Raw genomic sequence first — 24,717 nt, 5'->3', positions numbered from 1 at the left:
TACGATGATTGAAGTGAATTCATTTGCGGAATTACGTACCACTACACCTTCAGCATCTGGTGTTGTTGCAAAACTTAATCGTTATTACGACAAGGATTCCACTTTTCGCGGCGGCGGTACGTTTGTCGGTTTCATCGGCACGACCACGTCAACGGATGATGGCGGCACATTAGCGGTGGGCAGCGGCTTTTACTGGAAGCGCACCATTAACGATCCGACTGAAGTGAATATTTTGCACTTTGGCGCGAAAGGGGATGGCACCACGGATGACACCGATGCCTTCAAACGCATGCTGACCTGGACGCAAGGCTGGAATGCGAGCTGTAAAGACCTGCCGGTCCGTTTCCCTGGCGGTAAATTTCTGATTAAACCCATCGATATCAGCGGCACCGAAGTGGCGTTTTTTGGTTTGATTGGCGATGACCTGGAACTGGGTTCTTTACCGCGAACCACCATCATCTCCGATAAAACCAGCAGTACCGTATTCAAGGTAAAAGCGCGCAGAACCCACATCAAAGGGATCGCGTGGAATGGGCAGTGTACGGCGGATACCACCACCAATACCGGCACCATCACCGCAGAGATGTGCAGTAATGTGCAGCCCTTTTTCGAGAACACCACGGTCGGGGGGGAAACTGTGAATATCGACTGTTTCCGCGCCTCCTACACCGGCGGGACGGTGATTAAGCTGTTGGACACCCTCGACAGTAAATTCAACCAGATTTATACCCTCTATACCTATTCGCGCATCTTTGATATTGGCTGGTCCAATACGGTGGCCGGTAACTGGGATCACTCAACGGCGGTCGAGTTGTGTAATGCCAATTTCCAGACCGGATATGGCGATTACACCCTGTATATGCCGCGTGTCACGCAGGGGATCATTCGTAACGTCTGGATTGAGCACACCATCAATCCAGGTACCCTGGCGGACGGTGGCTGGACCATTGATACCCTGAATATCGAAGATTGTGACAACGCCTTTGACCTCACCAATGCGCGCGTCATTATGCGCCAGATTGGCTTACAGGCGGGTGCCACCATCAATACCAGCCTGGCTTCCGGTAAATGGCTCTCCACCTTTGAATATGGTTATCGTCGTGAAGAGAACCACGGCACCATCATCACGGGCTCTCTGTTTGCGGGCTACTACAGCGGCTATAAAATCACCAATAACACCACCACGGATAACTGGTATCGCGTCGGGCAGTTCTTTTTCCCGAATCCAAACCAGCAGTGGGTGATGGAGATGATCAGTAAGGCGGATGCCACCACCACGCCATCCACCACCGCAGGCAGTCCGGTGAATATGACCGGTACCGGTAAAACCTGGATTAACCTGCAACGGCTGGACACCGTCTGGGCGGATGCCTGCCACATGGGTTCACCTGCGGTGCAAGATATCCGCTACAGCCGGGTCGGCACTACCTATGCGGTGGTGTGGGTGAAACTGGCGGCCAACAGTGGCGACACCATGTTCACGCTGCGTAATACCGGTCCAACGCGTTTTGATGCGGGTTCGTGCTCGCTGTTCCAGCCCGATTTCTCGGTAGTCAGTGACACCACTAAACTCGGTAGCCTGAAACCGGCCGCCCGGTTTGGTATGCACAATGGTCTGGCGGGGATCGGGGCAAATGAGAAGGGCGTTCTGACCCTGGCCAGCGCCGTGGGTACGCCCACCGACAAAACCACACCCACCGGTTTTGTGCTGGTCAATATCAACGGTGTAGATCACAAGGTGCCCTATTACGATTGATGTAGAGCGTGCGCTAACGTTGTTGTTTATGTAGGCATTGCCTGTTTTCGAGGGTTCAGGGGAAACGCCAATAAAACCTCTACCAGGACCTCATCGAATATGCCAGGGATGGCGTTTTTTTTATCCTGATCGTCATTTTTATCACTTGATAAGTGCAACATTTAATGTACGCTTTAGTGTATGTTTTTATGTGCTAAATTAAATGTTAAAAAGGTGGGTTATGGAACGTATCCTTGCAGAAAAAGCGATTAACATCACCGAGTTAAGAAAAAATCCTGCCAAGTTTTTCATTGATGAGCCTGTCGCAGTCTTATCAAATAACCGCCCTGCTGGTTATATGGTGAGTGCGAAGGTATTTGAAGAGCTCATTGATCTGTTAGAAGAGAAGCAGGGTCGGGTTCATACCACTGCGCGTTTCAGACCCACATCTGAGCGTTTGAGTGATATTGCAGATAATGGGCTCACACTCCTGCAAAATGCTTCGGATTCTGACCTCACCGGGTTCTCAGAGTGAGCATACGAATTTTTAAATCTGATCTGATCTGATCCGTCAGCAGCTCACTCAGCAAGAGCTGGATGATTTGGCAGCAGATTTTCTGTCGTATAAAAAAGAAGGCGTCTTACCCGATATTTTTGGCCGTGATGCACCTTACGATGATGATCGTACCTACCCCCTGGTCAAAGAGGAGCAGGTGGCTCATATTCACCTTGCTAATTCAAATGCACCTTTTCCGAAGTTTCTTCGTCAGTTCAAACGAACCAGTGACCAGGCGCATTTGGTTTACTGCCAGGGTGTGATGGATCCCAAAGCCTTTTTATTGATTATCATTTTGAGGCCGGAAGCACATAAGCTGGCACGTAATAATAACCATATGCATAAGATTGGCATGATGGCCGAAGCTTTCCGAATGAAGTATTAACCTCCTGACATAGAATCAAAGTAGCGCGCCTGTAGGCCAGTATTCGAGTGAACGAATTGATGTCTTCTGCTTCTTTTGTGCATAAAAAAACCGGGTTAAGCGCAAGCTTAACCCGGTTTTCGTCGTGTGGAGTGCTGCGAAAATTACTTCGCCAGCAGTTCCTTACGAATGATTTCTGCACCTGCGCTTAACGCGTGCAGTTTGCCGCGAGCCACGTGACGCGGCAGCGGGGCCATACCACAGTTGGTTGAAGGATAGAGTTTATCCGCATCAACGAACTGCAGGGCTTTACGTAAGGTATCGGCCACTTCTTCTGGCGTTTCGATAGCGTGATTTGCCACGTCGATAGCGCCCACCATCACTTTCTTGCCGCGAATCAGTTCCAGCAGATCCATTGGAACGCGGGAGTTATGGCACTCCAGTGAGATGATATCGATGTTAGAGGTTTGCAGTTTCGGGAAGGCTTCCTCGTACTGTCTCCACTCTGAACCCAGCGTCTGCTTCCAGTCGGTATTGGCTTTGATGCCGTAGCCGTAGCAGATGTGTACCGCAGTTTCACACTTCAGGCCTTCAATCGCGCGCTCTAAAGTGGCAATACCCCACTCATTCACTTCGTCGAAGAACACGTTAAATGCCGGCTCATCAAACTGGATAATATCCACGCCTGCTGCTTCCAGCTCTTTCGCTTCCTGGTTCAGGATCTTCGCGAATTCCCACGCCAGCTTTTCACGGCTTTTGTAGTGGGCATCATACAGCGTGTCGATCATGGTCATCGGGCCAGGCAACGCCCATTTAATTGGCTGCTTGGTCTGTTTACGCAGGAATTTAGCATCTTCCACAAACACCGGCTTCTGACGCGCTACTGGACCTACTACTGTCGGGACGCTCGCATCGTAGCGATCGCGGATTTTAACCACTTCACGCTTCTCGAAATCAACGCCGCTCAGGTGTTCGATAAAGGTGGTCACGAAGTGCTGACGCGTTTGCTCACCATCGCTGACGATATCGATACCGGCCTGCTGCTGATCCTGCAGTGACACCAGCAGAGCATCCTGTTTCCCTTCAACTAACTCTTCATTCTGCAATTTCCATGGCGACCAAAGTTTCTCCGGCTGCGCCAGCCAGGAAGGTTTAGGCAAGCTGCCTGCGGTCGACGTCGGTAACAAAATTTTCATAAATAGATGACACCTTGTGAGTTTGGTTAATCAAAGAGCGTAGCTTGCAGACCATTGCTCAAGAACAGTTTGGTTTGGTTTGATGAAGTTCTCTTCAGTGAACTTACCCTGTTCAACCGCTAAACGGCTACGTTCTTCTCGATCATAAACAATACGTGTTAAGGAGTAGTCCTGGTAATTCAGGCTTGGCTGATACCACTGTCCGGCCGCAGAGTTAGCGTTATAAATCTCCGGACGGTAGATCTTCTGGAATGTCTCCATGGTACTGATAGTGGCGATCAGCTCAAGATCGGTGTAATCATTCAGCAGGTCACCTGCAAAATAGAAGGCCAGAGGTGCTGCGCTGTTGGCAGGCATGAAGAAGCGCGCCTGTAATCCCATTTTGCCGAAGTAAACGTCAGTCAGGGAGTCCGCGTCTTGCTTGTACTCATAGCCCAACACCGGGTGCTGGTAACCGGTACGCTGATAGACATTTTTGCTGGAAACGCTCAGGCAGATAACCGGGGCTTTCTTAAAGCTGGTTTTGAACGCCTCTGAATTAACGAAAGATTTAAAGATGTTGCCATGCAGGGTGCCAAAGTTATCTGGCAGGCTGAATTCGGCTTTATCTTTGTTGCTTTCTAACAGCAGCACGCTGAAGTCGTAATCACGCACGTAGGAAGAGAAGTTATTTCCCACAATGCCTTCATGACGCTGATTGGTTTTGCGGTCAACAATATTGGTTTTCAGGATTTCAATCACCGGGAAGGTCTCGCCATTCCCTTCGATATCCAGCTCAACCGAGACGATATCTAGCTCAACCGCGTAGCGGTCTGCTTTCGGATTATCCTGCTGCGCCAGCGAGTTAAAACGATTATTCATCATCACTACGGTATTGCGCAGGTTTGCCTGACGGCTCTCACCACGTGCCAGGTTAGCGAAGTTGGTGGTAATGCGCGTGTTCTCTGATGGATTATAATTCTCATCGAAAGAAGTGTATTTGATGGTGAATTTAAAATCGTTGCTCATTTTAATCTGGCTTCCTGATTTCTGAGGTAAACCGCGATTCTCTTGTTTAACCAGGAGGAGGTTCACATCATTGAGTAATCTTCATTGACCGTGGTCAATCACAATGCTTACTTTATGCCAGACTGCTTGAGTGAGGAAAAGTGATATAAATTCAAACCATCATGAGCCATCTTCATGATCGATTTTGTGCTCTTGCACCGTGACGAGTTGGTATCGACGTTTTTTTGTTTTTATTCAGTTAATTCATGTGCTTATGTCGCGTCTTGAGTATGGGGTAATCGCCAATATCACGCCGCCCGTCAGCACCATTCGGGCCTTTACCCCGACCTCAATCTCAATCTAAACCGGTTTTTGCGGCCTGTTCAGCGGGCAGAGGTGAGGTAACTTCACGCAGACGGCTAGCCCTCTAAGCAGGAATTCATTGAGGCCTGAGAAACATCATGTTAACGTCACGACTCACTCATTAAGAATCTACGTGTCCATGAACGCAACGATGTCACAACCACAAGCGCTTAACTTCACTGGCTCGCCAGTGTGGCGGGTTGTCTCTTTGCGTCACGCGTTGTTCTCCATCACTTGCCCACCACCTCCTCCTGATTCTTCTGTGGTTGCTGGGGTTTAATCCCGCACTTTTTTAACCGCGTAAGTTTGCTGTGCAAACGCGCAACGGTATGCTTACGCCAAAAATAATCAGATGCAGAAATCTGGAGTTTTTTCATGAGCTTGAATAAAAGTACCCTTGCCGCACAGAGCGCGACTTCGGGCTTTGTATTACTGTGGGGCAGTGCCGCCATTTTCACCCGACTGGGGCTGGATAATGCCTCTCCTCTGGCATTGTTGATCTGCCGTTTTGCTATCGCACTGGTGGCGTTGCTGCTGGTGGCCGTGATTCGTGGGCGTGTATTACCACAACCAGGCACGCGCGGGCAGGTGATGGGCAGCGGCTTAATGATGATCGGCGGGTATGCGGTGTGCTACTTCGAGGCAATGGCACGAGGTGTTACGCCAGGACTGATTGCCACCATTATGGGCATTCAACCGATTCTGACGCTATGTCTGGTTGAACGGCGCATGCAGGGGCTGCGTCTGGTAGGGCTTCTGGTTGCTCTGGCGGGATTGATTCTGCTGGTGTGGCGCAGTATCTCCGCCGCTCATGTGGCAGCCTCGGGGATTGTGTTCGCGCTGGCCGCGCTGGGCTTTATGACCTACGGCGCTATCATGCAGAAGAAAATTCATCAACAACCGGCAGATGTGTTGCCTTTGCAGTATGGCGTCAGCCTGCTGTTGTGCGTGCTGCTGGCTCCGCTCGGAGAATTTCAACTGGTGATCAACTGGCAGTTCGCGGTGGCGGTGTTATTCCTTGGGGTGTTGATCTCCGTCGTGGCTCAACTGCTGCTTTACCGCCTGCTGAACAGCGGAAATATCGTCAACGTTACCAGCCTGTTTTATCTGGTGCCGGTGATTACTGCGCTGCTGGATTATCTGCTGCTCGGCAATGCTTTACCCTGGTCAGGCGTCATGGGAATGGCGGCAATTATCGCCGGCATTGTATTGGTGTTTAAAGCGCCGCGTAAAATAGCCTAAGTGCCACAAGGAGAAGGGAGCTTTGGCTCCCTTTTTTACGTTAAATGATAACTCAAGGTGATGAATTAATAACCCGCTGTGCGTAAGGCGGGTCACATAACCCGTAATATCTGTATTGTGAAAATCTCAGCCACGCGCCACTCTCTTCTTACTATCACCGATAAATATTCCCGTCACTAAGGGAAAGGCCTGCTATCGCTTAATATCAGAAGGGACAGAAGATGCAAATACCCTTTAATGCCTGCGACTGTCATATGCATATTTATGATGACCGCTATCAATCCGTTAATAATCCTGCGCTTAATACAGCAAATGCTTCCCTGGCCGAATATCAACAGCAGTTTCAGCCACTCGGATTTCGCCGCCACATTCTGGTATTGCCTTCCACTTACCAGGATAACAACCAAATCATTCTTGATGCGCTGGCGTGCCATCGTCATCAGGCGCGGGGGGTGGCAGTGCTGGACGGACGGGTAAGCCGACATCAGCTGGTGCAACTCAGTGCGCAAGGCATCACGGGGTTGCGCTATAACCTGGTGCGATCGGCGCCTGAGGTGCTGCAACACATGGCGGCTAACGCGGGATTGCTGGCGGAGTTCGGCTGGCATATCAACCTGCATCTGACACCGAAACACTACGCTGAAGCCGCGCCGCTGCTGGAAAGTCTGCCTTGCGAGGTGGTGCTGGATCACTTTGGTCGCGTGGATTTTTCCGGCTGGCAGAGCAGCCGCTATGTGGCGGCGATACGGAAAAAACTACGCTCAGGGCTGTGGTGGATCAAACTCAGCGGTCTGTACCTCGGCCAGCCTGCCAGCACGGCGGATATTAACGCGTTTGCCCACTGTTTGCTGGATGAACGCGAGGATCGTTTGTTGTGGGGCAGCGACTGGCCGCATCCCACCTCGCGCACGCCGATCAATGAGCGTGACAATCTTGCCCCGCTATTTGACTGGGCCGCAACGCCCCAGCAGCTAGCGCAAGTACTGGTGAATAATCCGCAGCAACTCTATTTTCGTTAGGGGAAGAACATGCTCACCATTCCAGACCATGAAAAAGCGATTATTTTACACCGTGCAGTACGCAAAGCTTCTCTACGGATGATTCCGTTATTAGTGCTGGCTTATATTTTTAGTTATCTCGATCGGGTGAATATTGGTTTTGCTGCTCTCTCAATGAATAGCGCACTGGGTATTACGCCAGCGCAGTTTGGTTTTGGCTCCGGTATTTTCTTTATTACGTATGCCCTCTGCGAAATTCCCAGCAACCTTGCATTAAATAAATTTGGCGCGCGTATCTGGCTCTCGCGCATCATGATTACCTGGGGACTGATCTCCGCTGCCACGGCATTTGTTACCGGTGCGCACTCTTTCTATACCCTGCGCTTTTTGCTCGGTATTGCCGAAGCGGGGTTCTTTCCCGGTGTCGCTTTTTATCTAACCTGTTGGTTTCCCCCCGCGTGGCGTGCCCGCATTCTGGCGCTGTTTACACTCGGCATTCCACTTTCGTCTGTGGTGGGCGGTCTGATTTCCGGCTACCTGCTCAGTCTCGGCGGCGCATGGGGGCTGGCGGACTGGCAGCTTATTTTTATCGTCGAGGGGTTACCGGCTGCGGTGATTGGCATCGTAGCGCTGTTTGTGCTGACTGATTCGCCGGATCAGGCGCGTTGGCTCAGTGAACAGGAGAAACAGGTGATGAAGGAGGCGCTTAATGCACCTTCTCAGCAGCAGGGCGTGCATAAATTTTCCAGTGCGATACGCGACAAGCGCGTGCTGGTCCTGTCTTTGGCGCTGTTCGCGATTTCCGTGGGCATTACCGGCATTGGTATGTGGCTACCGCTGATGATCAAAGAGGCTGGGCTAAGTAATCTACAAACCGGCATGGTTTCAACGTTGCCCTATCTCTGCTCTGCGCTGGTGATGTTCTCCTTTGCCCGCATGATGGATCGCAGGCAGAGCTATGCCTTGAGTCTGGCGCTGTTTTCACTGGTTGCGGCGGCGGGCTTTCTTGCGTCCACGTTTGCCCACCAGTTCCCGTGGGAGATGGTGTTTATCACGGTAGCGATGGTGGGCGTCAACGTGGCGCGTACCGCATTGTGGTCCATTCCGCCGCTGTTCCTGCGTGGAGCGGCGGCGGCGGGTGCTATCGCTTTCATCAACTGTTTTGCCAATTTCGCCGGGTTGTTCGGACCTTACAGTGTTGGGGTGATCAAACAACTCAGCGGATCGTTCAGCTACGGCCTGGCCTTCCTTGCGCTGTTCCTGCTCATCGCCGCGCTCTGTGGCCTTTGCCTGTGGCGGATGCTCAATCCACGCCGTCCACAGCCGCAAACGGCATCACAACTCCCCTGAGGGGTGCTACTCTCTGAGGGAAAAGAGGAGAGTGTGATGCGTGGGATCTTATTCAGCCACTGGGCGACACGTCGCTGGCGCTTTTGGCTGGTTTCGTTACTGAGCATTCTGCTACTGGGACTGTTTCCGGTTATCTCCGTGGTGATTGGCGGGATGATTGCCCGTGCTGCTGGCTGTCATGTGGATGAAGCAGGCGTTTATCCCTGCATCATTGCGGGGAGGGATGTGGGGGAGTGGCTCAGCTTTATGAATGTGATGGGTTGGTTGATGATCGCTACGCTGCCGCTAGGGGCGGGGTTACTGCTGCTCTGGCTGGTGGCCTGGTCAGGCTGGCTCTGGCAGCGCTACCGCCAGAGCCGCTAAGCGGTTACTTCACTTCGGTCAGCTTGGCGGTTTTTTCCGGGCTGACGATCAGCCACACCGCCGCTGTGACCACCAGCGCACCCGCAATAAAGCCCTGGCTGATGGTTTCACCCAGCACGGCATAGCCCCACAGCACGCCAAACGGGGGAATGAGGAACGTGACGGTCAGCGTGCGCAGCGGCCCGATATCGCCAATCAAACGGAAGTAAAGAATATAGGCGCTGGCGGTGCAGATCAGACCCAGTGCCGCCACAAAGAACCACAGATGCGGTTGTGCCCAGTGTACCGCCGGACCGGAAGAGACGGACCAGGCGAAGAAGGGCAGCAGGAACAGCGTGGCACCAATCTGGCTGCCCAACGCTGAGAGCCGGGCATTGAGGCCACCTCGCTCGGTCAGCCAGCGACGGGTAAGAAAGCCTGCCACGCCGTAACACCCGGTAGCGACCAGACAAGCCAGCACACCCGCAATGATCCCCCCTGACAGCGCGGCTTCACCGGTGGCGGTGATCACCATAATGCCGATCAGACCGATAAACACCCCCAGCCACCTTTTTACACTCAGGGTTTCCTGGAAAAACAGACATCCCGCCAGTGAACCCATCAGCGGGGCGGTGGCGTTAAGAATGGCGGAGTAACCGGCAGGCAACCAGCGTGCGGCAAGGCAGTACATCAAAAACGGGATCCCGGAGTTAATCACACCGAGCAGCAGAGAGACACGAAACTTCCCGTTAAACGCCAGTTGATGGCGCAACAACAACAAAATAGCCCCCAGGCCGGTACAGGCAAACAGCACTCGCAGGAATGCTGTATTGATCGCACCAAACTCCGGTGCGACAACGCGCATACAGAGAAAGCTCGCTCCCCAAATAGCGGCAAGCAGTAACAGTCTCAGAGTATCTGAGGCGCGCATGGACGTTCTCCTTAACAAAAAAGTGCTGAGTACAAGTTGATTCAACGGCAACCGAATCGGCAATTTTACCCGGTTTATTGCGGGTTTACTGCGATAGCACAGCGAAATTTCTAAATCCCCACTCGTTGTAATACAAATGAAAATCATTACCATTTGGTGAAAATTTTTTATATTCTCCTGCTACTTTGCTGACGGTTACCTGACAACTTCACGCAGCAAACCTGATAACAACGAAAAAATGATCGCTTTCCTGGCGCTGACTTAGGGTCAGTGTCGCACCGGGTTGATGGGCAGCGCGTAGCACAGACGGGCTGCAAAAAGGGGTTGGGAGATGTGGAATCTGAAAAATCTGTTTCAGAAACATGCTCACGAAATTCAACGTGTATTACAAAAGTCTGGCCATGGTGCGGATGAGGCAGAGGATTTAACTCAGGACGTTTTTCTGCGTATCCTTGGCGCAGAAGCGCCGCAGCAGGCAGATAATCCGCGTGCCTATCTGCACCGGACGGCTAAAAATTTGGCGGTAGATCGCTATCGACGAGAGAAAATTGCCGCCATCGACGCCATCAGTGAAGAGCGCTATCTTGAACTGGCCGATGACGCGCCGGGGCCGGAAACCATCGTCTCCGATCGTCAGCAGCTCGCGTTGCTCCAGCAAAAACTGGCTGCGCTGCCACCGCAGATGCGCCGCGCTTTTGAACTGTATCGGTTGCAGGATCTGACCATCGCTGAAGTCGCGCGGGAGCTTGGGCTCTCTGTCACACGCACCTGGACCTTGATCCGTCAGGCCTATGTGCAACTCCGCAGCGCGCTGGATGATGACAACGAGCAGTGAAAGATGCCCCTGGTGAAGATAAACGGAAAACATAGTGCGAAACGAAAAGCTGTTTGAAGAGGCGTTTGATCTCATCATGCGTCTGCATAGCGAACCAGAAAATCTCGCCGCGCTGGCGCGGGCGGAAAGCTGGCGTGCGCGTGGCCCGCAATATCAAGCCGTGTGGCAGGAGGCGCAGCATCTGCACCAACTCAGTGGCCGACTGGTGCCCGTCACGCATACCAACGCGGTGGCGCACTTTTCCCGGCGGCGATTTATTACCGGCGGTGCAGTGGCGATTGCGGCAACGGGCGCGACGTTAGCCATTGCACCGGATCTGCTGCTACCGCTGCGGGCAGACCATCGCACACATACTGGCCAACTGCAGCAGCTACAACTGGCTGATGGCAGCCACGTCACGCTGGGGCCGGACAGTGCCATTCGCAGTCACTTTAGCGCCAGCCAGCGTCAGGTCGACCTGCTGGCGGGAATGGCCTTTTTTGCCGTTCAGCCCGGTGCCGCTTCGCCGTTGATTGCCCGGCAAAACGGTCAGCAGGTGGTGAGTGAGGCGGGCGCGTTTACGCTGAGTCAGGATGCAGATATCACCAGCGTAGCGGTTGAGCAGGGCAGCGTCGTGGTGAATGGTTCACAGCCGCTACATGCCGGACAGTGGCTCAGTATCTCCGACAGCGGGCAAATCGCGCTGGGTGAACGTCCGGTCGATCAGTTTGCTGCATGGCGCAGCGGCATGCTGGTGGCCGACAACGAACACGTGGCCGTGGTGGTGGCACGTATCGCGCGCTGGCTGCCCGGTAAAGTGATGATTGCCAGTGCATGGCTGCGACAGCAGCGCATCAGCGGGGTGTTTAATCTGGCACATCCGCAGCAGGCGCTGAATGCGGTAGTGGCCCCTTTTCAGGCTGAAGTGCGCCATCTCACGCCGTGGTTAACCCTGCTTTCGGCTAAATAAGAAAAAAAATCATTCTCAAAGAGAAAAAATCCCCCTCTCGTTCGTTTCAATAATATCACCGGCTTTTTGTGCACGTTGTGCATCCGCCGGAAAGCATATTAATAACGAGAGGGAATAATGGGTTCAGCCACTTTTGCGCCGCCACGCAGGCGTCACAGCACTGCCATGATGTTTGCCACCCTGTTTAAATTCAGCGCGATCAGTCTGGCGCTGGTGGCTGCACAGCAAAGTGCGCTGGCACAGCCCGCATCCAGCGTGCGCTTTGCTATCCCGGCAGGATCGCTGTCGAATGCACTGGCAGAGTTTGGTCGGCAGTCAGGCATACAGGTGAGTTATCTGCCGGACTACGCCAGCGGTAAAAGCAGCGCGGGTGTACAGGGCGATCTGGCTCCGCAACAAGCGCTGCAAGCGGTGTTGGCAGGCAGCGGTTTAACTTACTCATTTACTGGTAGCGACAGTGTAACCCTGCACAATGCGGCAGCAGCCAATGCCACCGATGATACGCTGCAACTCGGCACCATCACTGTCACCAAACCGAAAGCCGCCGATCCCGCCGATGTACCTTACCAAACCGCAGGTTCGCTCACCCACCTGTCAGGAGAGCAGATCGACCGCTTTCGTGGTACTTCAGTCGGCGATCTGTTCTCCGGTATACCCGGTGTTCTCAATGGCGATGGGCGTAACTCTGGCGCGGTGGATGTGAACATTCGTGGGATGCAGGGGCAAGGCCGCGTTCCGGTGATCGTTGACGGAGCCAGCCAGGAAACTTCGATCTACCAGGGCTACAACGGATCAACCTCATCAACCTATATCGATCCCGATTTTATTGGATCGCTGGATATTGAACGTGGTGCCAGCAGTGGGGCTGATGCCACAGGAGCTACTGGCGGAGTGGTGCGTATCAGCACCATTGGACCGAAAGATATTCTGCTGCCGGGACAGACCTTTGGTGTCCGCATCAAGGGTGGGCTGACCACCAACAGCAAAACGGCACCGGCTGCGGGTAGCTATGGCGGTGTCGGATACAGCGGTGGAGCCGAAGGGACGCAGAATCGCCCGGCCTTTCTTCATCCGCACGGTTACTCCGGCAGCATTGCGGTAGCCAATACCAGCGACCATTTTGATATCACCGCCGCCTATGCTCAGCGTAATAACGGCAACTATTATGCCGGTAAGCATGGCCACGGCGGTGGCACGGTGCAGGACGACGGGATCGGCGTAGCGGGCACGCTGACCCCGTACCGTAACGGTGAGCAGGTGCTGAATACCTCCACGGATAACGAATCCTGGTTGCTGAAAGGCAACATTAAATTCAGTGATGAACAACATCTGGAATTGGGCTATTCCCGTTACCTGAGCACCTATGGCCATATTCTGGGTTCACAGTCACAGGGCATTATTGCGCCGATGCAGTATCAAGGGGTGATGAGTACCATCGATCTCGCCACCTGGACCGCCCGGTATGGCTGGCATCCGGCGGACAATAATCTGATCGATCTGAAAGTCGATGCCTTCTACAACAACATCGATAACCGTATTAATTCGACGGTATACACCGACCGGCTCTATCCACAATATTTCTGGGTGGGTTCCGATCGTAAAGGGGCAACTGTCGCGAATACTTCGCGCTTTTACACCGACTTCGGTGACTTTAGCGTGCAGTACGGTGGCGGCTTCACCCGTGAGAACTCTGGCTTGCCCAGCGGTATCTCGCTGGAAAATACCCCAGGACTATTGGCCGGGCGTGATGGCTGGCGTAAAGAGTCGAACGGGTTTGGTTCGCTGGAGTGGAAGCCGCGCCAGTGGTTGACCCTGAGCGGCAATGTGCGCTACTCCCACTTTGACAGCATGGATAAAAGTTCTCTGCTGGCGGATAACTACAAGCGGAGTGATGATGGCTGGTCGCATATCCTCAGTCTTACCGTTGAACCGGTAGAAGGCTTCCAGATCTACGGCAAATATGGCAGCGTGCTACGCTCACCAAGCCTGTTTGAATCACTCTCTGGCACCTCATTCCTCTATCCAGCGAATAACAACCCCGTCGCGCCTGAACGGAATAAAAGCATTGAGTTTGGCATCAATGATCTTCAGGAAGGTTTGTTGACCAGTGATGACAAACTGCGTCTGCATGCGGCCTGGTTTAGCAACCACATCAGCAACTACATCACCCGTGGCAACCTGAAAAGTAAGTCGACTTTTGGTGATTACTACAACTATGTCCTGGGCCGTTTAAACCTCAACTATGCCGAAATGCGCGGTTTTGAACTGTCGGCGGAATATAACATCGGCCCGGTGTTCAGTAGCCTGAGCTGGAACCACTACACCCACGTCATGTTCTGCGCGCCTTCTGAGGTACTGGCACCGGGTGCAGCTGACTGTGCGGCGGGCGGGATCTACAACAGCTTCTCGCTGCAACAGGTTCCCCCGCGCGATACGGTGACGCTCAACCTGGGAGCCCACGCGCTGGACGATGATCTGACCTTTGGCACGCGCGTCAATTATGTGGGTAGCCGCTATGCCGAAGGGATGGGATCGACTTCTGCACCAGGGCAGGTCGCAGGCTCCTATTCCATCGCGGCGTCTAAATGGCATCCGTATACGCTGATCGATCTCTACGCCAATTACCGTATCAGCCCGAACGCCAGTGTGGATGTGGCGCTGGATAACCTGACCGATCGCTTCTACGTCGATGCCCTGAACACCATTCCGGTACCGGGGCCAGGACGCACTTTGCGGGCAGGTGTGACGCTTAAATTCTGATGCAAAGACCCACGGTGATTGCCACCGGTATATCGGCCATCGGCCATGCTCTGTTACTGATGTGGCTGATGTCCCGCCCGCCCGTGTTAGCGGCAGAGCCACTGCCACAGGCGGCGATTATGTTGCAACAGGCAGCCGTGCCGCAGGTGCAAAACACCGAGCGGAATGAGGTTGCGCCTGAACTTCAGCAGTCGCAGGCGGCGCAGGCGCAGCAGGAAGTAAAGACGCAGGTCTCTCCTGGCGCGCCGTTGCCCCAGCACGATCGGGCGAAAATCGTCTTGCCCAGGCGGATGCCGCAGCCTGACAGGCCGCGTCCGCAGAAGAAAACAGCACCGCAACCGCCAGCGCCGCAGCAAAACCGCTCAGCGGTGGAGAAAAACAGGGCGCAGGCGCAGGCCGCACCGTCTGAGCGTACCGCCGCACAGCAGAGTACAGAGGGCGCGGTGGCAACGCCCCAGGCGCGGATCACCTGGGCTTCGCGGTTGATGGCGCATCTGGAGAAGTTTAAGCGTTATCCTGGCCGACAAACCGGCACTGTGGGGGTGCGTTTCAGCCTCGATGATGCGGGCAATGTTTTGAGCTATAGCGTGGTAAGCAGCAGTGGATCCGCCGCGCTGGACCAGGCCGCGCTGGATATGGTGCGGCGTGCTTCACCGGTGCCACCGCCACCGCCAGGCGTGCAGAAAACGATTACCGCCCCGGTGAATTTCTCACTGGAGTGATAAAGGGAGTACGCGGTGAAACACCGCAGCTAACGGAGGCGCGATCGCCAAAAAGTGAAATGCTAATCATTTGTCTTTTCATTCAATGTTTATTGACCTCAAGGAATCAGAAATGAATCAGATCATGCAGAAGGCAGTACTGGCAGCCGCACTGATGGGCGCAATGGGAATGGCGCAGGCAGCGGTGGTTAGCGCGCAAAGCAATAGTGACACAGGCGGCATCCGCGTGGGTGCGACCAGCACAGGTGCAGCAGGCGCGGGCGTTGATGGTCAGCTCTATAACGCGAAAGCGACTTTCACTCACTTTGCCGATGCGAAATATCAGAGCACCAGCACTGGGGTCTATCATTTCACTGGCCGTCAGTTAGTTGCCGATGGCGCACCTGGCCCAGCAGGCCCAGGTCCGGATCACACCAATCTGGGTGTCTGGTCATTCGCTAAGGTCGGTAGCCAGGACGTCTGGTTCGGCGAGTGGGATGCTGAATCTACCACGGCAGGCACCAAAGCTGCGGGCAAACACACCGTGTTCTATGCCGGTGAAAACGGCACGGTGGCGACCACGCTGCCAACCACCGGTCCAGTGACTTATGCGGTGAAATCGATCAACAACTACAGCGGCGCAGCGCTGCCAACCAGTACGCTGACGGCGAACTTCAACACCAAAGCCGCCAGCTCTACCGGTGATATCAACTTCTCTAACGGCACCATCTCTACCTCTGGCGCAGCGGTGAATTTAGCGGCGAGCGGCGTTCAGGTCGTGAGTGCTAACGGCACTGGCGGTGCGCTGAAAGGTAACTTCTTCGGGGCTGGCGCGACCGGCGTGGCGGGGATTGTCACCTTTAGCGACCGTACGAAAGATACCGCTTTCGGTGGTACGAAAAACTAATGATTTTCTTACGCCCCCACGCAGGACGGCGTAATTAACACCATGGCACAGGCTGGCGCAATCCAGGCTGTGCTTTTTGCGTTTTTATCGCTTCAGGGACCGGTTCGTTATGCTGTTTTTTGCTCGCCCGTTTCATACTTTGCTGGCTTTGGCCCTCAGTTTGCCTACGCTGCATGCAGTTGCCGCACAGGATCGTGACGACACCCGGCGGATGCTGGAAAACCACCTTGAACAGCAAAATGCCACGCGTCAGTCGCGCATTTTGCAAAACGATCCGACCCAGGGCGAACGTCCGGTATTAACCATTGACGGGCAAACCTATCGCGTGGGGCACAATGCCAGTGAGCTGGGACAGGCGCTCTACCTTAGCCTGCAATATCATCAGTGGCCGCTGGCACAGCGGTTTCTGGACGAATATTTAACGCTGGCGGATCGCGATCCGTTGTTGGTGCAGTATGCACAAGGATTGCTGGCGCGCGCTCAGGGGGACTATCAGAGAGCGGAAACGGCACTGCGGGGTGTATTGCAGCAGCAGCCCGATTTTGTGCTGGCGCGTTTAGAGCTGGCGCGCACGCTGTTTGACGACGGGCGTTTACGTGAGTCACGGCGTGAGTTTGACGCAGCTGACGCCGCGATCAATGCCAGTGATGCGCGCACGGCAGGGGTGCGTAAGTCGATCAGCACCTATCAGCAGGCGCTGACCGATCGCGATGCCTGGCATGGATCGTTCTCATTCGGCCCGGTCTGGAGTGACAATATCAACCGCACGTCGGCCAGTTCTACCTGCCTGCTGGCGGATATCAGTGGGCTCTGTTATTACCAGCGGACGTTGCCGCAGGCGATCAAAGGCAGCGGCTGGGATTATGATGCGACCTTGCAGCGCCGTATTGCCATTGAGGGACATCACGGGCTTTACGTGCGAGGGCTAATGTATGGCACGCAATATCAACATCACGGCGAATTCAACGAAACCACCGTGAATGTGCAAGCCGGATACAGCTACCGCGATGCCCGTTATCAATTTTTACTGGCCCCGGTGTTTGAATATTATGCCTGGGGCAACGATGCCTTTTATGGCGCATGGGGCGTACACAGTGAATGGAGTGCGCTGCTCTCTGCCGCGTCGTTGTTCCGGCTGGAAGGCGACTACAAACAGCTGCGTTTTCGCAGTGAGCAATATGCGGCCAGCTATAATGGCGGTCAGCGTTCGCTGTATGCCACCTACTTTTATCAACTCAGCGATCAGTGGACGCTGTTTGGCGGCGTAGACTATCTCGATTCGGATGCGAAAGATCGCGCCAATGCCTATCAGCAACCGGGTATGCGGTTAGGCGCTTCTTTGCAGTACGCGGGTTTTGAAGCGACGCTGTTTACCGCATTACGCCATCGCACCTATGCCCGTTATAGCCCACTGCTGGATGCGACCCGGCGCGATAACGAGTTGAACTATACCCTGACGCTGCGCGCACCGCGCTGGAAGATGGCGGGGTTCACGCCCAGCCTGAGCTGGCAACATAATCAGGTCCGCAGCAATGTTGACTGGCTCTACAACTACGATCGCAACGATCTCAGCCTGAAGCTGGAGTACAGTTTCTGAACCTCTGGCCTGCCTGTTGGCAGGCCATTGAAAAAACGCATAGGCGACGCCCAAATCCCCCTGATTTCCTCGCAGTACCGATTGTTACCGCTGTCACAATATAAATGGAATTCATACCGCTATAACGGGATTCCAACTGACCCGCTGCGTGCGGGCAGTTAACCTGTCTCTCTGAAAGTAATGTGACAACATCTGTACGCCTATAAAAAAGAGGGAGACCACAATGACAAATCAACTTCCAGAACCCTGCTATGACATTGCGCATCTGGCACATGTTGAGATGTACACGGACAAATTTGAGGAGAGCCTTGATTTCTTCGTGAATGTGTATGGTCTTACCGTTTCTGCACAGGACGAAAACCATGCCTGGCTGCGCGCCTGGGATGACTATGAGTTCCACAGCCTGAAGCTGACGCGCCATCACACCACTGGCGTTGGTCATATTGCCTATCGTGCCAGCTCTGAAGCGGCCTTAATGCGTCGGGTGGCGGCGATTGAAGCCAGTAAATATGAGGTGATTGGCTGGGTTGAAGGTGAACAGGGGCACGGTAGAGCCTTCCGCTTTGCAGACCCGTTTGGTCATGTCTTTGAAATTTACTATGACACGGTGCGTTACCAGGCCAGCGATTGTGAACGGCCCTCGTTGAAAAACCTGGCGCAGCGCTATCATGGCCGTGGTGCTTCTCCACGTCGTCTCGATCACCTGAATTTGCTGGCTGCTGACGTGCGCGAATTTAAGCTGTTCATGGAAACCTGTCTGGGTTCACGCGTGACCGAGATGATCCAGCTGGATAATGGCCGCATCGGCGGCTGCTGGTTTACCATCAATAACAAAACCTATGATTTAGCCTGCACCGAGGAGCACGGTGGCGGCAACGGGCGTCTGCATCATGTAACCTATGCGACTGACACGCGAGAGGACATTCTGCGTGCGGCGGATATCTTTCTGGAAAACGGTGTACATATTGAAACCGGGCCGCATAAGCACGCGATTCAGGGCACGTTCTTCCTCTACGTCTGGGAACCGGCGGGCAACCGCGTTGAGTTAGCTAACTCGGGCGCGCGTTTGATTCTGGCCCCGGACTGGCAAACCGTGGTGTGGACCGAAAGCGAACGTAAGAAAGGCCAGGCATGGGGACTGAAAACCATTGAGACTTTCCACACCCACGGCACGCCGCCGGTGCCGAAGCATCTGCATGAATAAATGTGGTGTGTTGAGCGAGTAAGGAAAAGAAGAGGGCAGCGTAAGCTGCCCCTGGAGGTAAATTTAAGCCTGCTTATCACTTTCTGGCAGTTGTTTCGCTTCCTCAAGCAGATCTTCATCAATCTCATCAGCGTTTTCGCGGTTATCACGCCCGGAGAGCAGGTTCCAGCAGGCGATAAACAGTGCGGCGATCAACGGGCCAATCACAAAGCCATTGATACCGTAAATCTCCATGCCGCCCAGCGTCGCGATTAAGATCATGTAGTCCGGCATTTTGGTGTCTTTACCCACCAGCAGCGGGCGCAGGATATTATCCACCAGACCGATCACCACCACGAAGAACACCACGAGGAACAGGGCCTTCCAGGCGACGCCCGTGGCGAAGAACCAGATAGCGGCCGGTACCCAGATGATGGCTGAGCCTACAGCCGGAATCAGCGACAGGAAAGCGATTAACGCCCCCCATAACAGCGTGCCCTCAAGGCCTGTAATATAGAAGGCCAATGCCCCCAGCGCCCCCTGAACCACCGCCACAACCACCGTTCCTTTGACCGTTGCGCGTGAGACCGCAGCAAACTTCATCAGCAAATGATGTTTGACATAGGTCGAGAGCGGCAGGGTTTCGAGAATCAAGCCGACCAGGTAGGCACCGTCTTTCAGCAGGAAAAACAGCAGATAGAGCATGATGCCGAAACTCACGGCAAAGCCAAACGTGCCTTTCCCAATCAGGAACACGCTACCCGCCAGATATTGCCCACCTTTGAGTGCCACGCCGGAGAGTTTTTGCTGAATAGTCGCCGGGTCGTTCAGCTGATGTTCCGTGAGGAAATGTTGGAGTGAGAGCGGTAAGTGCTGGAAAGTGCTGGCCAGCACCTGAGGCAACTCAGAACTGCTGTTTTGCAGTTTGTTGTAAACCAGATTGATCTCCACTGCCAGCGAAGAGAAGACCAGCACCAGCGGCGTGAACACAATCAGGCAGATGATCACCAGCGTGAGCAGTGAGGCAACACCATTACTGTCTCCCAGCTTCTGGCGCAGTTTGGATTTCAGCGGATGGAAAATCACCGCCAGAATCGCCGCCCACAGAATCGCCGAGTAGTAAGGTGTTAGCACATCAAAAAAAGCAATGCTGACCAGCAGCAGAATAAGAATGAAGAAACCTTTTGTCAGACCTTTAAAGCGCATATGACGTCCTCTGTGCATTGTTTTGCTCCGAAACTATAGATGCCTGTCCGGGGAATGCAATTCCGCCAGCCGTGATGCATGTGTTGCACTCTGCGCTTTTATGCTGCAATTGGGTTATTTAACCATCAATTAACAGCAACGTAGTTTTTTGTCCTGCCTGGATTCTAACCAATCAGATAAATAATGTGATCAGCCATATATTTCTCATGGGTAGTGATATTTTTTGCTTTTTATGGGCATTTTCGGTGGTTTACACTACCGCGCGTTTAAAAGTCAGTATCATTGTCACGCTAAGTCTCTGTGTAAAGCGCAATGAAAATGCACGCATATTGCTACCGCAGGGTTATTTGGTGTCAAATACGCGCTATGCAAACGTTTGCCACGCTAAAAAGATGCATTTTTCTAAAACTTAAGCTCTGGCGATAAACACTGCATTTTTCCTGTTTGGTGTCATATCTGCTTTCAGGGTCCTAAAATCAACTGAGTTCGGAGAAGCAAATGGAAACCTCTCAAACCGATACCTTGGGTATCGTTGAGACTAAAGAGACCGGCACATGGCGTAAAACTGACACCATGTGGATGTTAGGGCTGTATGGCACCGCGATCGGCGCTGGGGTGCTGTTTCTGCCGATCAATGCCGGTGTAGGTGGACTGATTCCACTGATCATCATGGCGCTGTTGGCCTTCCCGATGACCTACTATTCGCACCGGGCGCTGACGCGTTTCGTGCTTTCTGGCAAGAACAGCGGGCAGGACATCACGGGCGTAGTGGAAGAGCACTTTGGGGCGAGAGCCGGTGGTGTGATTACGCTGCTCTATTTCCTCGCCATTTATCCCATCGTTCTGATGTACAGCGTGGCGATTACCAATACCGTAGACAGCTTTATTACCCATCAGCTGGGACTGATTGCGCCACCGCGCGCGCTGCTGTCACTGATTCTCATCGTCGGCATGATGACCATTGTTCGCTTCGGTGAGCAGATGATTGTGAAAGCGATGAGCCTGCTGGTGTTTCCGTTTGTCATTGTTCTGCTGCTGCTGTCGCTGTACCTGATCCCACAGTGGCACGGTGCCGCGCTGGAGACGCTCTCATTCAGTCACAGCACTGGCGGTAGCAGCCTGTGGATGACCCTGTGGCTTGCGATTCCCGTGATGGTGTTCTCTTTCAACCACTCGCCGATCATCTCCTCATTTGCGGTGGCAAAGCGTGCTGAGTACGGTGAAGAAGCTGAGAAGAAGTGCTCGCGTATTCTGGCCTATGCACACACCATGATGGTGCTGACGGTGATGTTCTTTGTGTTTAGCTGCGTGCTGAGCTTGTCGCCAGAGGACCTGAATGCAGCCAAAGAGCAGAACATCACGATTCTGTCTTACATGGCGAACCATTTTAATGTCCCGGTGATTGCCTGGGCGGCACCGCTGATTGCCATCGTGGCGATTGCTAAATCGTTCCTCGGTCACTATCTGGGTGCGCGTGAAGGTTTTAATGGTCTGGTGAATAAGTCACTGCGCAGTGCGGGCAAAGAGATTGCCCCGCAGAAGTTAAACCGCATTACGGCGCTGTTTATGCTGGTGACGACCTGGCTGGTGGCCACGCTGAATCCAAGCGTACTGGGGATGATTGAAAATCTCGGTGGGCCGGTGATTGCGGTTATTCTGTTCCTGATGCCGATGTATGCGATCAGCAAAGTCCCTGCGATGCAAAAATATCGTGGTCGTCTGAGCAATGTCTTTGTGGTGCTGCTCGGCCTGGTGGCTATCTCCGCGATTTTCTATTCGTTGTTCAGCTAAACCTGCAAGCGTGCCGCCGTTCAGGGCGGCACGCTTCTCAGCCGTAAAGCTTAGGCCACGGCATGCCCGGTATTAAACACCTTCATGGCCTGCGCCATGCGTTCAGCTTGATCCTGTAGCGCTTGCGAAGCGGCAGACGCTTCCTGAACCAGTGCTGCATTCTGCTGCGTCACCGCCTCCATCTGCGTAATTGCCTGGTTAATCTCGCTAATCCCGCTGCTCTGTTCATTACTGGCGACGGTGATCTCCTGCATGATCGCGGCAACACCGTTTACGCTATTCACCACTTCGCCAATGGTCGCGCCCGCATGGCTCACTAACTGATTCCCTTCATCCACCTGGGCCACGGAATCGGCAATTAACTGCTTAATCTCTTTGGCGGCAGAAGCTGAACGCTGAGCCAGATTACGCACTTCAGAAGCGACCACGGCAAAACCGCGACCTTGTTCCCCGGCGCGTGCCGCTTCAACGGCGGCATTCAGTGACAAGATATTGGTCTGGAAAGCGATGGAGTCGATCACGCCGATAATATCTTCAATTTTTTTCGAGGCAGAGGCGATCCCCTCCATCTTATCCACCACGGCGACCATCACCTCACCGCCTTCTTTTGCAATACCGGAAGTCTCCGCCACCAGTTGGTTCGCCTGGCGGGCGTTATCGGCGTTTTGCTTCACGGTAGCGGTCATCTGCTCCATGGCAGAAGCGGTCTCTTCTAGCGAGCTGGCTTGCTGTTCGGTGCGTGAAGAGAGGTCAAGGTTACCACCCGAAATCTGGCCGGAAGCCACGGCAATGGTATCGGAACCGCTGCGAACTTCGCGCACAATCGTCAACAGATTGGTATTCATCTGCTGCAACGCCAGCATTAATGCCCCGGTTTCATCGCGTGATGTCACCGTGATTGACGAGGTTAAATCCCCGGCAGCGACTTTACCGGCAATTTCAACGGCGCGGGTCAACGGGCGCACAATCGAACGGGTCAGATAGATGCCGAGTAAAATTGACGCGACAATCGCCATCACAGAGAGCACCAGAATCACCGTAATTGCCGTATCGGCATTGGCAACAATCATCTTGCCTTCGGCTTTTAGCTGCTGATCCTGAGAAGCGGCAAACTGGGTGGCACCATCCAGAAAATCATTCTGTGATGGCGTCAGGGCTTTCAGGACGAAGGCACTGGCTTCATCCACTTTTCCGGCCTTAACCAACACGATCAACTGCTGTTTGGCCTGCTCGAACCGCTCAGCCGCCGCTTGCAGACCGGCAATTTTTTGCTTGCCGATCGCGGTCACCTGGATCGCAGCGATCTTATCCATACTCTTATGTGTCTGATCGGTTGCGACCGCCAACTGCTGGAAGCGCTTTTCATTAAACTGTGGCCGCGTGGTATCAATCACGATCCCGCGCAGATACTTGATCTGATCGTTGACACCATCACGCACGTCATAGGCTAAACGCACTTTCACATAGCGATCGTCAACGATGGCCGACATGCCTTTATTAATGGCGTAGATTTTATCAACGGTGACGGCACTGATAATCACCAGCAGGGCCACAACCAGTGCAAAAGCTGCACCCAGCCGTACACCCACCTTCATATTTTTAATACTCAACATTGCTTTCCCTTTTTATCACAGCGAACAAAATGACTACCCGACGCGATCCAGTACCTGCTGAATCACACTGGAAAGCTCATTAATTTCAAACTTGGCGACGTAGCCATCAGCACCCACTTTGCGCACATGATCTTCGTTAGCACTGCCGGAAAGCGAAGAGTGGATCACGACCGGTAACTGTCGGAGTTGCGGATCACGTTTGATATTGCGCGTCAGGGTAAAACCGTCCATCTCGGGCATTTCAAGATCGGTTAACACCAGGGCGATTTTATGGTGTAAAGGAACGCCTGCCGCGGCGGCTTCCTGGCTTATCTGGCGGATCTTGTGCCAGGCTTCGAGGCCGGTATTGTGCATGATGGCGGGAATACCCATGCTCTTCAGGCCTTGTTCCAGGAGCTGACGTGCCACTCTGGAATCTTCTGCCACGATAGCGACCGCGCCAGGGTGGACGCGGAAATGACGCTGGCTCTGGGCTTCTGGCTCACTGCCGCGCACGGAGGGGATGATGTCATACAGGATCTGCTCGACGTCCAGCACCATTGCCAGCTGATTATCCTGATGCTCACCTTCAAGGCGGGCGATGCTGGTAATATTGTGGCCGCCAAGCCCGGCTTCGGCGGTGTGTACCTGATTCCAGTCAAGGCGGACGATATTCTCGACTGACTCCACGGCAAAGGCCTGCGTGCTGCGCGCGTACTCCGTCACCAGCAGCAAATTCAAACCGGTTTCCGGTTTGCAGCCCGTTACGGCGGGTAAATCAATGACCGGAATAAACTGACCGCGAATACTGGCCATACCCAGCAGCGGCGAGTGCATGCCCGCCGCTTTGGTGATCTGTGGCATCGGCACAATTTCGCGTAGCTTAAAAACATTAATGCCGAACAGCTCGGATTTGCCTTTTACCCGATCGGACCCCAGGCGGAACAGCAGTAATTCAAACTTATTCGATAGCGCCAGATTGGCCCTCTCATCGATCTCTTTCTGAAAATTATCCATCCGGGCCTCTCTGGGCAGAATTAAGGGCAGGGCAACGTCGCCTTGATGGAGTTATCGGCAGAGGGGAGGAAAAAAACAGGGCGGGAGGGGTGATTTTGCGTGAGGGGTTGCCCCT

At 53.8% G+C, this 24,717-nt stretch carries 21 protein-coding genes; 15 read left to right on the top strand and 6 right to left on the bottom strand.

The genetic code is table 11. The features are described from left to right. The first annotated feature begins 4 nt into the window (after positions 1–4). From F3J40_RS18065 to F3J40_RS18055, 3 genes are all read left to right on the top strand, one after another. Positions 5–1,756: a putative phage tail protein gene (locus F3J40_RS18065; RefSeq protein ID WP_167016776.1), complete on the top strand. Its 1,752-nt coding sequence runs from the start codon at positions 5–7 to the stop codon at positions 1,754–1,756. 220 nt (positions 1,757–1,976) lie between these two features. Beyond that, positions 1,977–2,270 (top strand): type I toxin-antitoxin system antitoxin YafN, encoded by a 294-nt coding sequence (yafN, locus tag F3J40_RS18060; RefSeq protein ID WP_167016774.1) that lies wholly within the window; start codon positions 1,977–1,979, stop codon positions 2,268–2,270. Positions 2,271–2,298: 28 nt separating this feature from the next. After that, positions 2,299–2,676: a type II toxin-antitoxin system YafO family toxin gene (locus F3J40_RS18055; protein WP_205297427.1), complete on the top strand. Its 378-nt coding sequence runs from the start codon at positions 2,299–2,301 to the stop codon at positions 2,674–2,676. 143 nt (positions 2,677–2,819) lie between these two features. On the opposite strand, the gene F3J40_RS18050 is transcribed toward F3J40_RS18055, so the two are convergent. Both F3J40_RS18050 and F3J40_RS18045 read right to left on the bottom strand, forming a co-directional pair. After that, a complete protein-coding gene (locus F3J40_RS18050) occupies positions 2,820–3,851 on the bottom strand; it encodes a methionine synthase (RefSeq protein WP_017347974.1) in 1,032 nt (343 codons plus the stop codon). Positions 3,852–3,881: 30 nt separating this feature from the next. Then, positions 3,882–4,859, bottom strand: a complete 978-nt coding sequence (locus F3J40_RS18045; RefSeq protein ID WP_167016772.1) for a DUF1852 domain-containing protein — start codon at positions 4,857–4,859, stop codon at positions 3,882–3,884. 717 nt (positions 4,860–5,576) lie between these two features. On the opposite strand from F3J40_RS18045, the gene F3J40_RS18040 reads away from it, so the two are divergent. The 4 genes from F3J40_RS18040 to F3J40_RS18025 all read left to right on the top strand — a co-directional run bounded on the left by F3J40_RS18040 (position 5,577) and on the right by F3J40_RS18025 (position 9,154). Continuing rightward, positions 5,577–6,443, top strand: a complete 867-nt coding sequence (locus tag F3J40_RS18040) for a DMT family transporter (protein WP_167016770.1) — start codon at positions 5,577–5,579, stop codon at positions 6,441–6,443. A gap of 221 nt (positions 6,444–6,664) precedes the next feature. Next, a complete protein-coding gene (locus F3J40_RS18035; protein ID WP_167016768.1) occupies positions 6,665–7,462 on the top strand; it encodes an amidohydrolase family protein in 798 nt (265 codons plus the stop codon). A gap of 9 nt (positions 7,463–7,471) precedes the next feature. Next, on the top strand, positions 7,472–8,791 hold the full coding sequence (locus F3J40_RS18030) for an MFS transporter (protein WP_167016766.1): 1,320 nt from the start codon (positions 7,472–7,474) through the stop codon (positions 8,789–8,791). A 36-nt stretch (positions 8,792–8,827) separates the two neighbouring features. Beyond that, positions 8,828–9,154 carry a hypothetical protein gene (locus F3J40_RS18025; RefSeq protein ID WP_167016764.1) on the top strand — a complete coding sequence of 109 codons (327 nt, stop codon included), beginning with the start codon at positions 8,828–8,830 and terminating at the stop codon, positions 9,152–9,154. Between the two features lie 4 nt (positions 9,155–9,158). On the opposite strand, the gene F3J40_RS18020 is transcribed toward F3J40_RS18025, so the two are convergent. Further along, entirely contained in the window at positions 9,159–10,064 is a 906-nt protein-coding gene (locus tag F3J40_RS18020; protein WP_167016762.1) for a DMT family transporter, read from the bottom strand. A gap of 331 nt (positions 10,065–10,395) precedes the next feature. Here F3J40_RS18020 and F3J40_RS18015 point away from each other — a divergent pair, with 331 nt between their 5' ends. The 7 genes from F3J40_RS18015 (at position 10,396) to F3J40_RS17985 (ending at position 19,017) form a co-directional block, all read left to right on the top strand. Then, on the top strand, positions 10,396–10,899 hold the full coding sequence (locus F3J40_RS18015) for an RNA polymerase sigma factor (RefSeq protein WP_167016760.1): 504 nt from the start codon (positions 10,396–10,398) through the stop codon (positions 10,897–10,899). Positions 10,900–10,933: 34 nt separating this feature from the next. Further along, on the top strand, positions 10,934–11,848 hold the full coding sequence (locus F3J40_RS18010) for a FecR family protein (protein ID WP_167016758.1): 915 nt from the start codon (positions 10,934–10,936) through the stop codon (positions 11,846–11,848). Positions 11,849–11,965: 117 nt separating this feature from the next. Then, positions 11,966–14,608, top strand: coding sequence for a TonB-dependent receptor (locus tag F3J40_RS18005; protein WP_167016756.1), 2,643 nt, complete (start codon positions 11,966–11,968; stop codon positions 14,606–14,608). Then, positions 14,608–15,330, top strand: a complete 723-nt coding sequence (locus F3J40_RS18000; RefSeq protein WP_167016754.1) for a TonB family protein — start codon at positions 14,608–14,610, stop codon at positions 15,328–15,330. The genes F3J40_RS18005 and F3J40_RS18000 overlap by 1 nt, the downstream gene beginning before the upstream one ends. A 112-nt stretch (positions 15,331–15,442) precedes the next feature. Next, the gene (locus F3J40_RS17995) at positions 15,443–16,216 is read left to right on the top strand and encodes a Slam-dependent surface lipoprotein (protein ID WP_017347962.1); all 774 of its coding nucleotides are present in this window, start codon (positions 15,443–15,445) and stop codon (positions 16,214–16,216) included. 109 nt (positions 16,217–16,325) lie between these two features. After that, positions 16,326–17,813, top strand: a complete 1,488-nt coding sequence (locus F3J40_RS17990; protein ID WP_205297416.1) for a surface lipoprotein assembly modifier — start codon at positions 16,326–16,328, stop codon at positions 17,811–17,813. A 223-nt stretch (positions 17,814–18,036) separates the two neighbouring features. Then, a complete protein-coding gene (locus tag F3J40_RS17985) occupies positions 18,037–19,017 on the top strand; it encodes a VOC family protein (RefSeq protein ID WP_017347960.1) in 981 nt (326 codons plus the stop codon). A 63-nt stretch (positions 19,018–19,080) separates the two neighbouring features. On the opposite strand, the gene F3J40_RS17980 is transcribed toward F3J40_RS17985, so the two are convergent. Then, positions 19,081–20,202, bottom strand: a complete 1,122-nt coding sequence (locus tag F3J40_RS17980) for an AI-2E family transporter (RefSeq protein WP_167016752.1) — start codon at positions 20,200–20,202, stop codon at positions 19,081–19,083. A 498-nt stretch (positions 20,203–20,700) separates the two neighbouring features. Between F3J40_RS17980 and F3J40_RS17975 the strand changes: the two genes are divergently transcribed. Continuing rightward, the gene (locus F3J40_RS17975) at positions 20,701–21,993 is read left to right on the top strand and encodes an HAAAP family serine/threonine permease (RefSeq protein WP_167016750.1); all 1,293 of its coding nucleotides are present in this window, start codon (positions 20,701–20,703) and stop codon (positions 21,991–21,993) included. A gap of 50 nt (positions 21,994–22,043) precedes the next feature. On the opposite strand, the gene F3J40_RS17970 is transcribed toward F3J40_RS17975, so the two are convergent. After that, complete coding sequence (locus F3J40_RS17970; RefSeq protein WP_167016748.1) at positions 22,044–23,606, bottom strand: methyl-accepting chemotaxis protein; 1,563 nt, start codon at positions 23,604–23,606, stop codon at positions 22,044–22,046. A gap of 33 nt (positions 23,607–23,639) precedes the next feature. Further along, positions 23,640–24,602 carry a chemotaxis protein gene (locus F3J40_RS17965; RefSeq protein WP_167016746.1) on the bottom strand — a complete coding sequence of 321 codons (963 nt, stop codon included), beginning with the start codon at positions 24,600–24,602 and terminating at the stop codon, positions 23,640–23,642. Positions 24,603–24,717: the final 115 nt, after the last annotated feature.

The organism is Candidatus Pantoea multigeneris, from assembly GCF_011752615.1.
Classification (GTDB): domain Bacteria; phylum Pseudomonadota; class Gammaproteobacteria; order Enterobacterales; family Enterobacteriaceae; genus Pantoea; species Pantoea multigeneris.
The sequence above is the reverse complement of the archived record's forward strand: the minus strand, read 5'-3'. Positions and strand labels throughout refer to the sequence as shown.

Coding starts and splice junctions, on each gene's coding strand:
- F3J40_RS18065 (WP_167016776.1), top strand. CDS start 5: ATGATTGAAGTGAATTCATTTGCGGAATTACGTACCACTACACCTTCA.
- yafN (WP_167016774.1), top strand. CDS start 1,977: ATGGAACGTATCCTTGCAGAAAAAGCGATTAACATCACCGAGTTAAGA.
- F3J40_RS18050 (WP_017347974.1), bottom strand. CDS start 3,851: ATGAAAATTTTGTTACCGACGTCGACCGCAGGCAGCTTGCCTAAACCT.
- F3J40_RS18045 (WP_167016772.1), bottom strand. CDS start 4,859: ATGAGCAACGATTTTAAATTCACCATCAAATACACTTCTTTCGATGAG.
- F3J40_RS18040 (WP_167016770.1), top strand. CDS start 5,577: ATGAGCTTGAATAAAAGTACCCTTGCCGCACAGAGCGCGACTTCGGGC.
- F3J40_RS18035 (WP_167016768.1), top strand. CDS start 6,665: ATGCAAATACCCTTTAATGCCTGCGACTGTCATATGCATATTTATGAT.
- F3J40_RS18030 (WP_167016766.1), top strand. CDS start 7,472: ATGCTCACCATTCCAGACCATGAAAAAGCGATTATTTTACACCGTGCA.
- F3J40_RS18025 (WP_167016764.1), top strand. CDS start 8,828: ATGCGTGGGATCTTATTCAGCCACTGGGCGACACGTCGCTGGCGCTTT.
- F3J40_RS18020 (WP_167016762.1), bottom strand. CDS start 10,064: ATGCGCGCCTCAGATACTCTGAGACTGTTACTGCTTGCCGCTATTTGG.
- F3J40_RS18015 (WP_167016760.1), top strand. CDS start 10,396: ATGTGGAATCTGAAAAATCTGTTTCAGAAACATGCTCACGAAATTCAA.
- F3J40_RS18005 (WP_167016756.1), top strand. CDS start 11,966: ATGGGTTCAGCCACTTTTGCGCCGCCACGCAGGCGTCACAGCACTGCC.
- F3J40_RS18000 (WP_167016754.1), top strand. CDS start 14,608: ATGCAAAGACCCACGGTGATTGCCACCGGTATATCGGCCATCGGCCAT.
- F3J40_RS17995 (WP_017347962.1), top strand. CDS start 15,443: ATGAATCAGATCATGCAGAAGGCAGTACTGGCAGCCGCACTGATGGGC.
- F3J40_RS17990 (WP_205297416.1), top strand. CDS start 16,326: ATGCTGTTTTTTGCTCGCCCGTTTCATACTTTGCTGGCTTTGGCCCTC.
- F3J40_RS17985 (WP_017347960.1), top strand. CDS start 18,037: ATGACAAATCAACTTCCAGAACCCTGCTATGACATTGCGCATCTGGCA.
- F3J40_RS17980 (WP_167016752.1), bottom strand. CDS start 20,202: ATGCGCTTTAAAGGTCTGACAAAAGGTTTCTTCATTCTTATTCTGCTG.
- F3J40_RS17975 (WP_167016750.1), top strand. CDS start 20,701: ATGGAAACCTCTCAAACCGATACCTTGGGTATCGTTGAGACTAAAGAG.
- F3J40_RS17970 (WP_167016748.1), bottom strand. CDS start 23,606: ATGTTGAGTATTAAAAATATGAAGGTGGGTGTACGGCTGGGTGCAGCT.
- F3J40_RS17965 (WP_167016746.1), bottom strand. CDS start 24,602: ATGGATAATTTTCAGAAAGAGATCGATGAGAGGGCCAATCTGGCGCTA.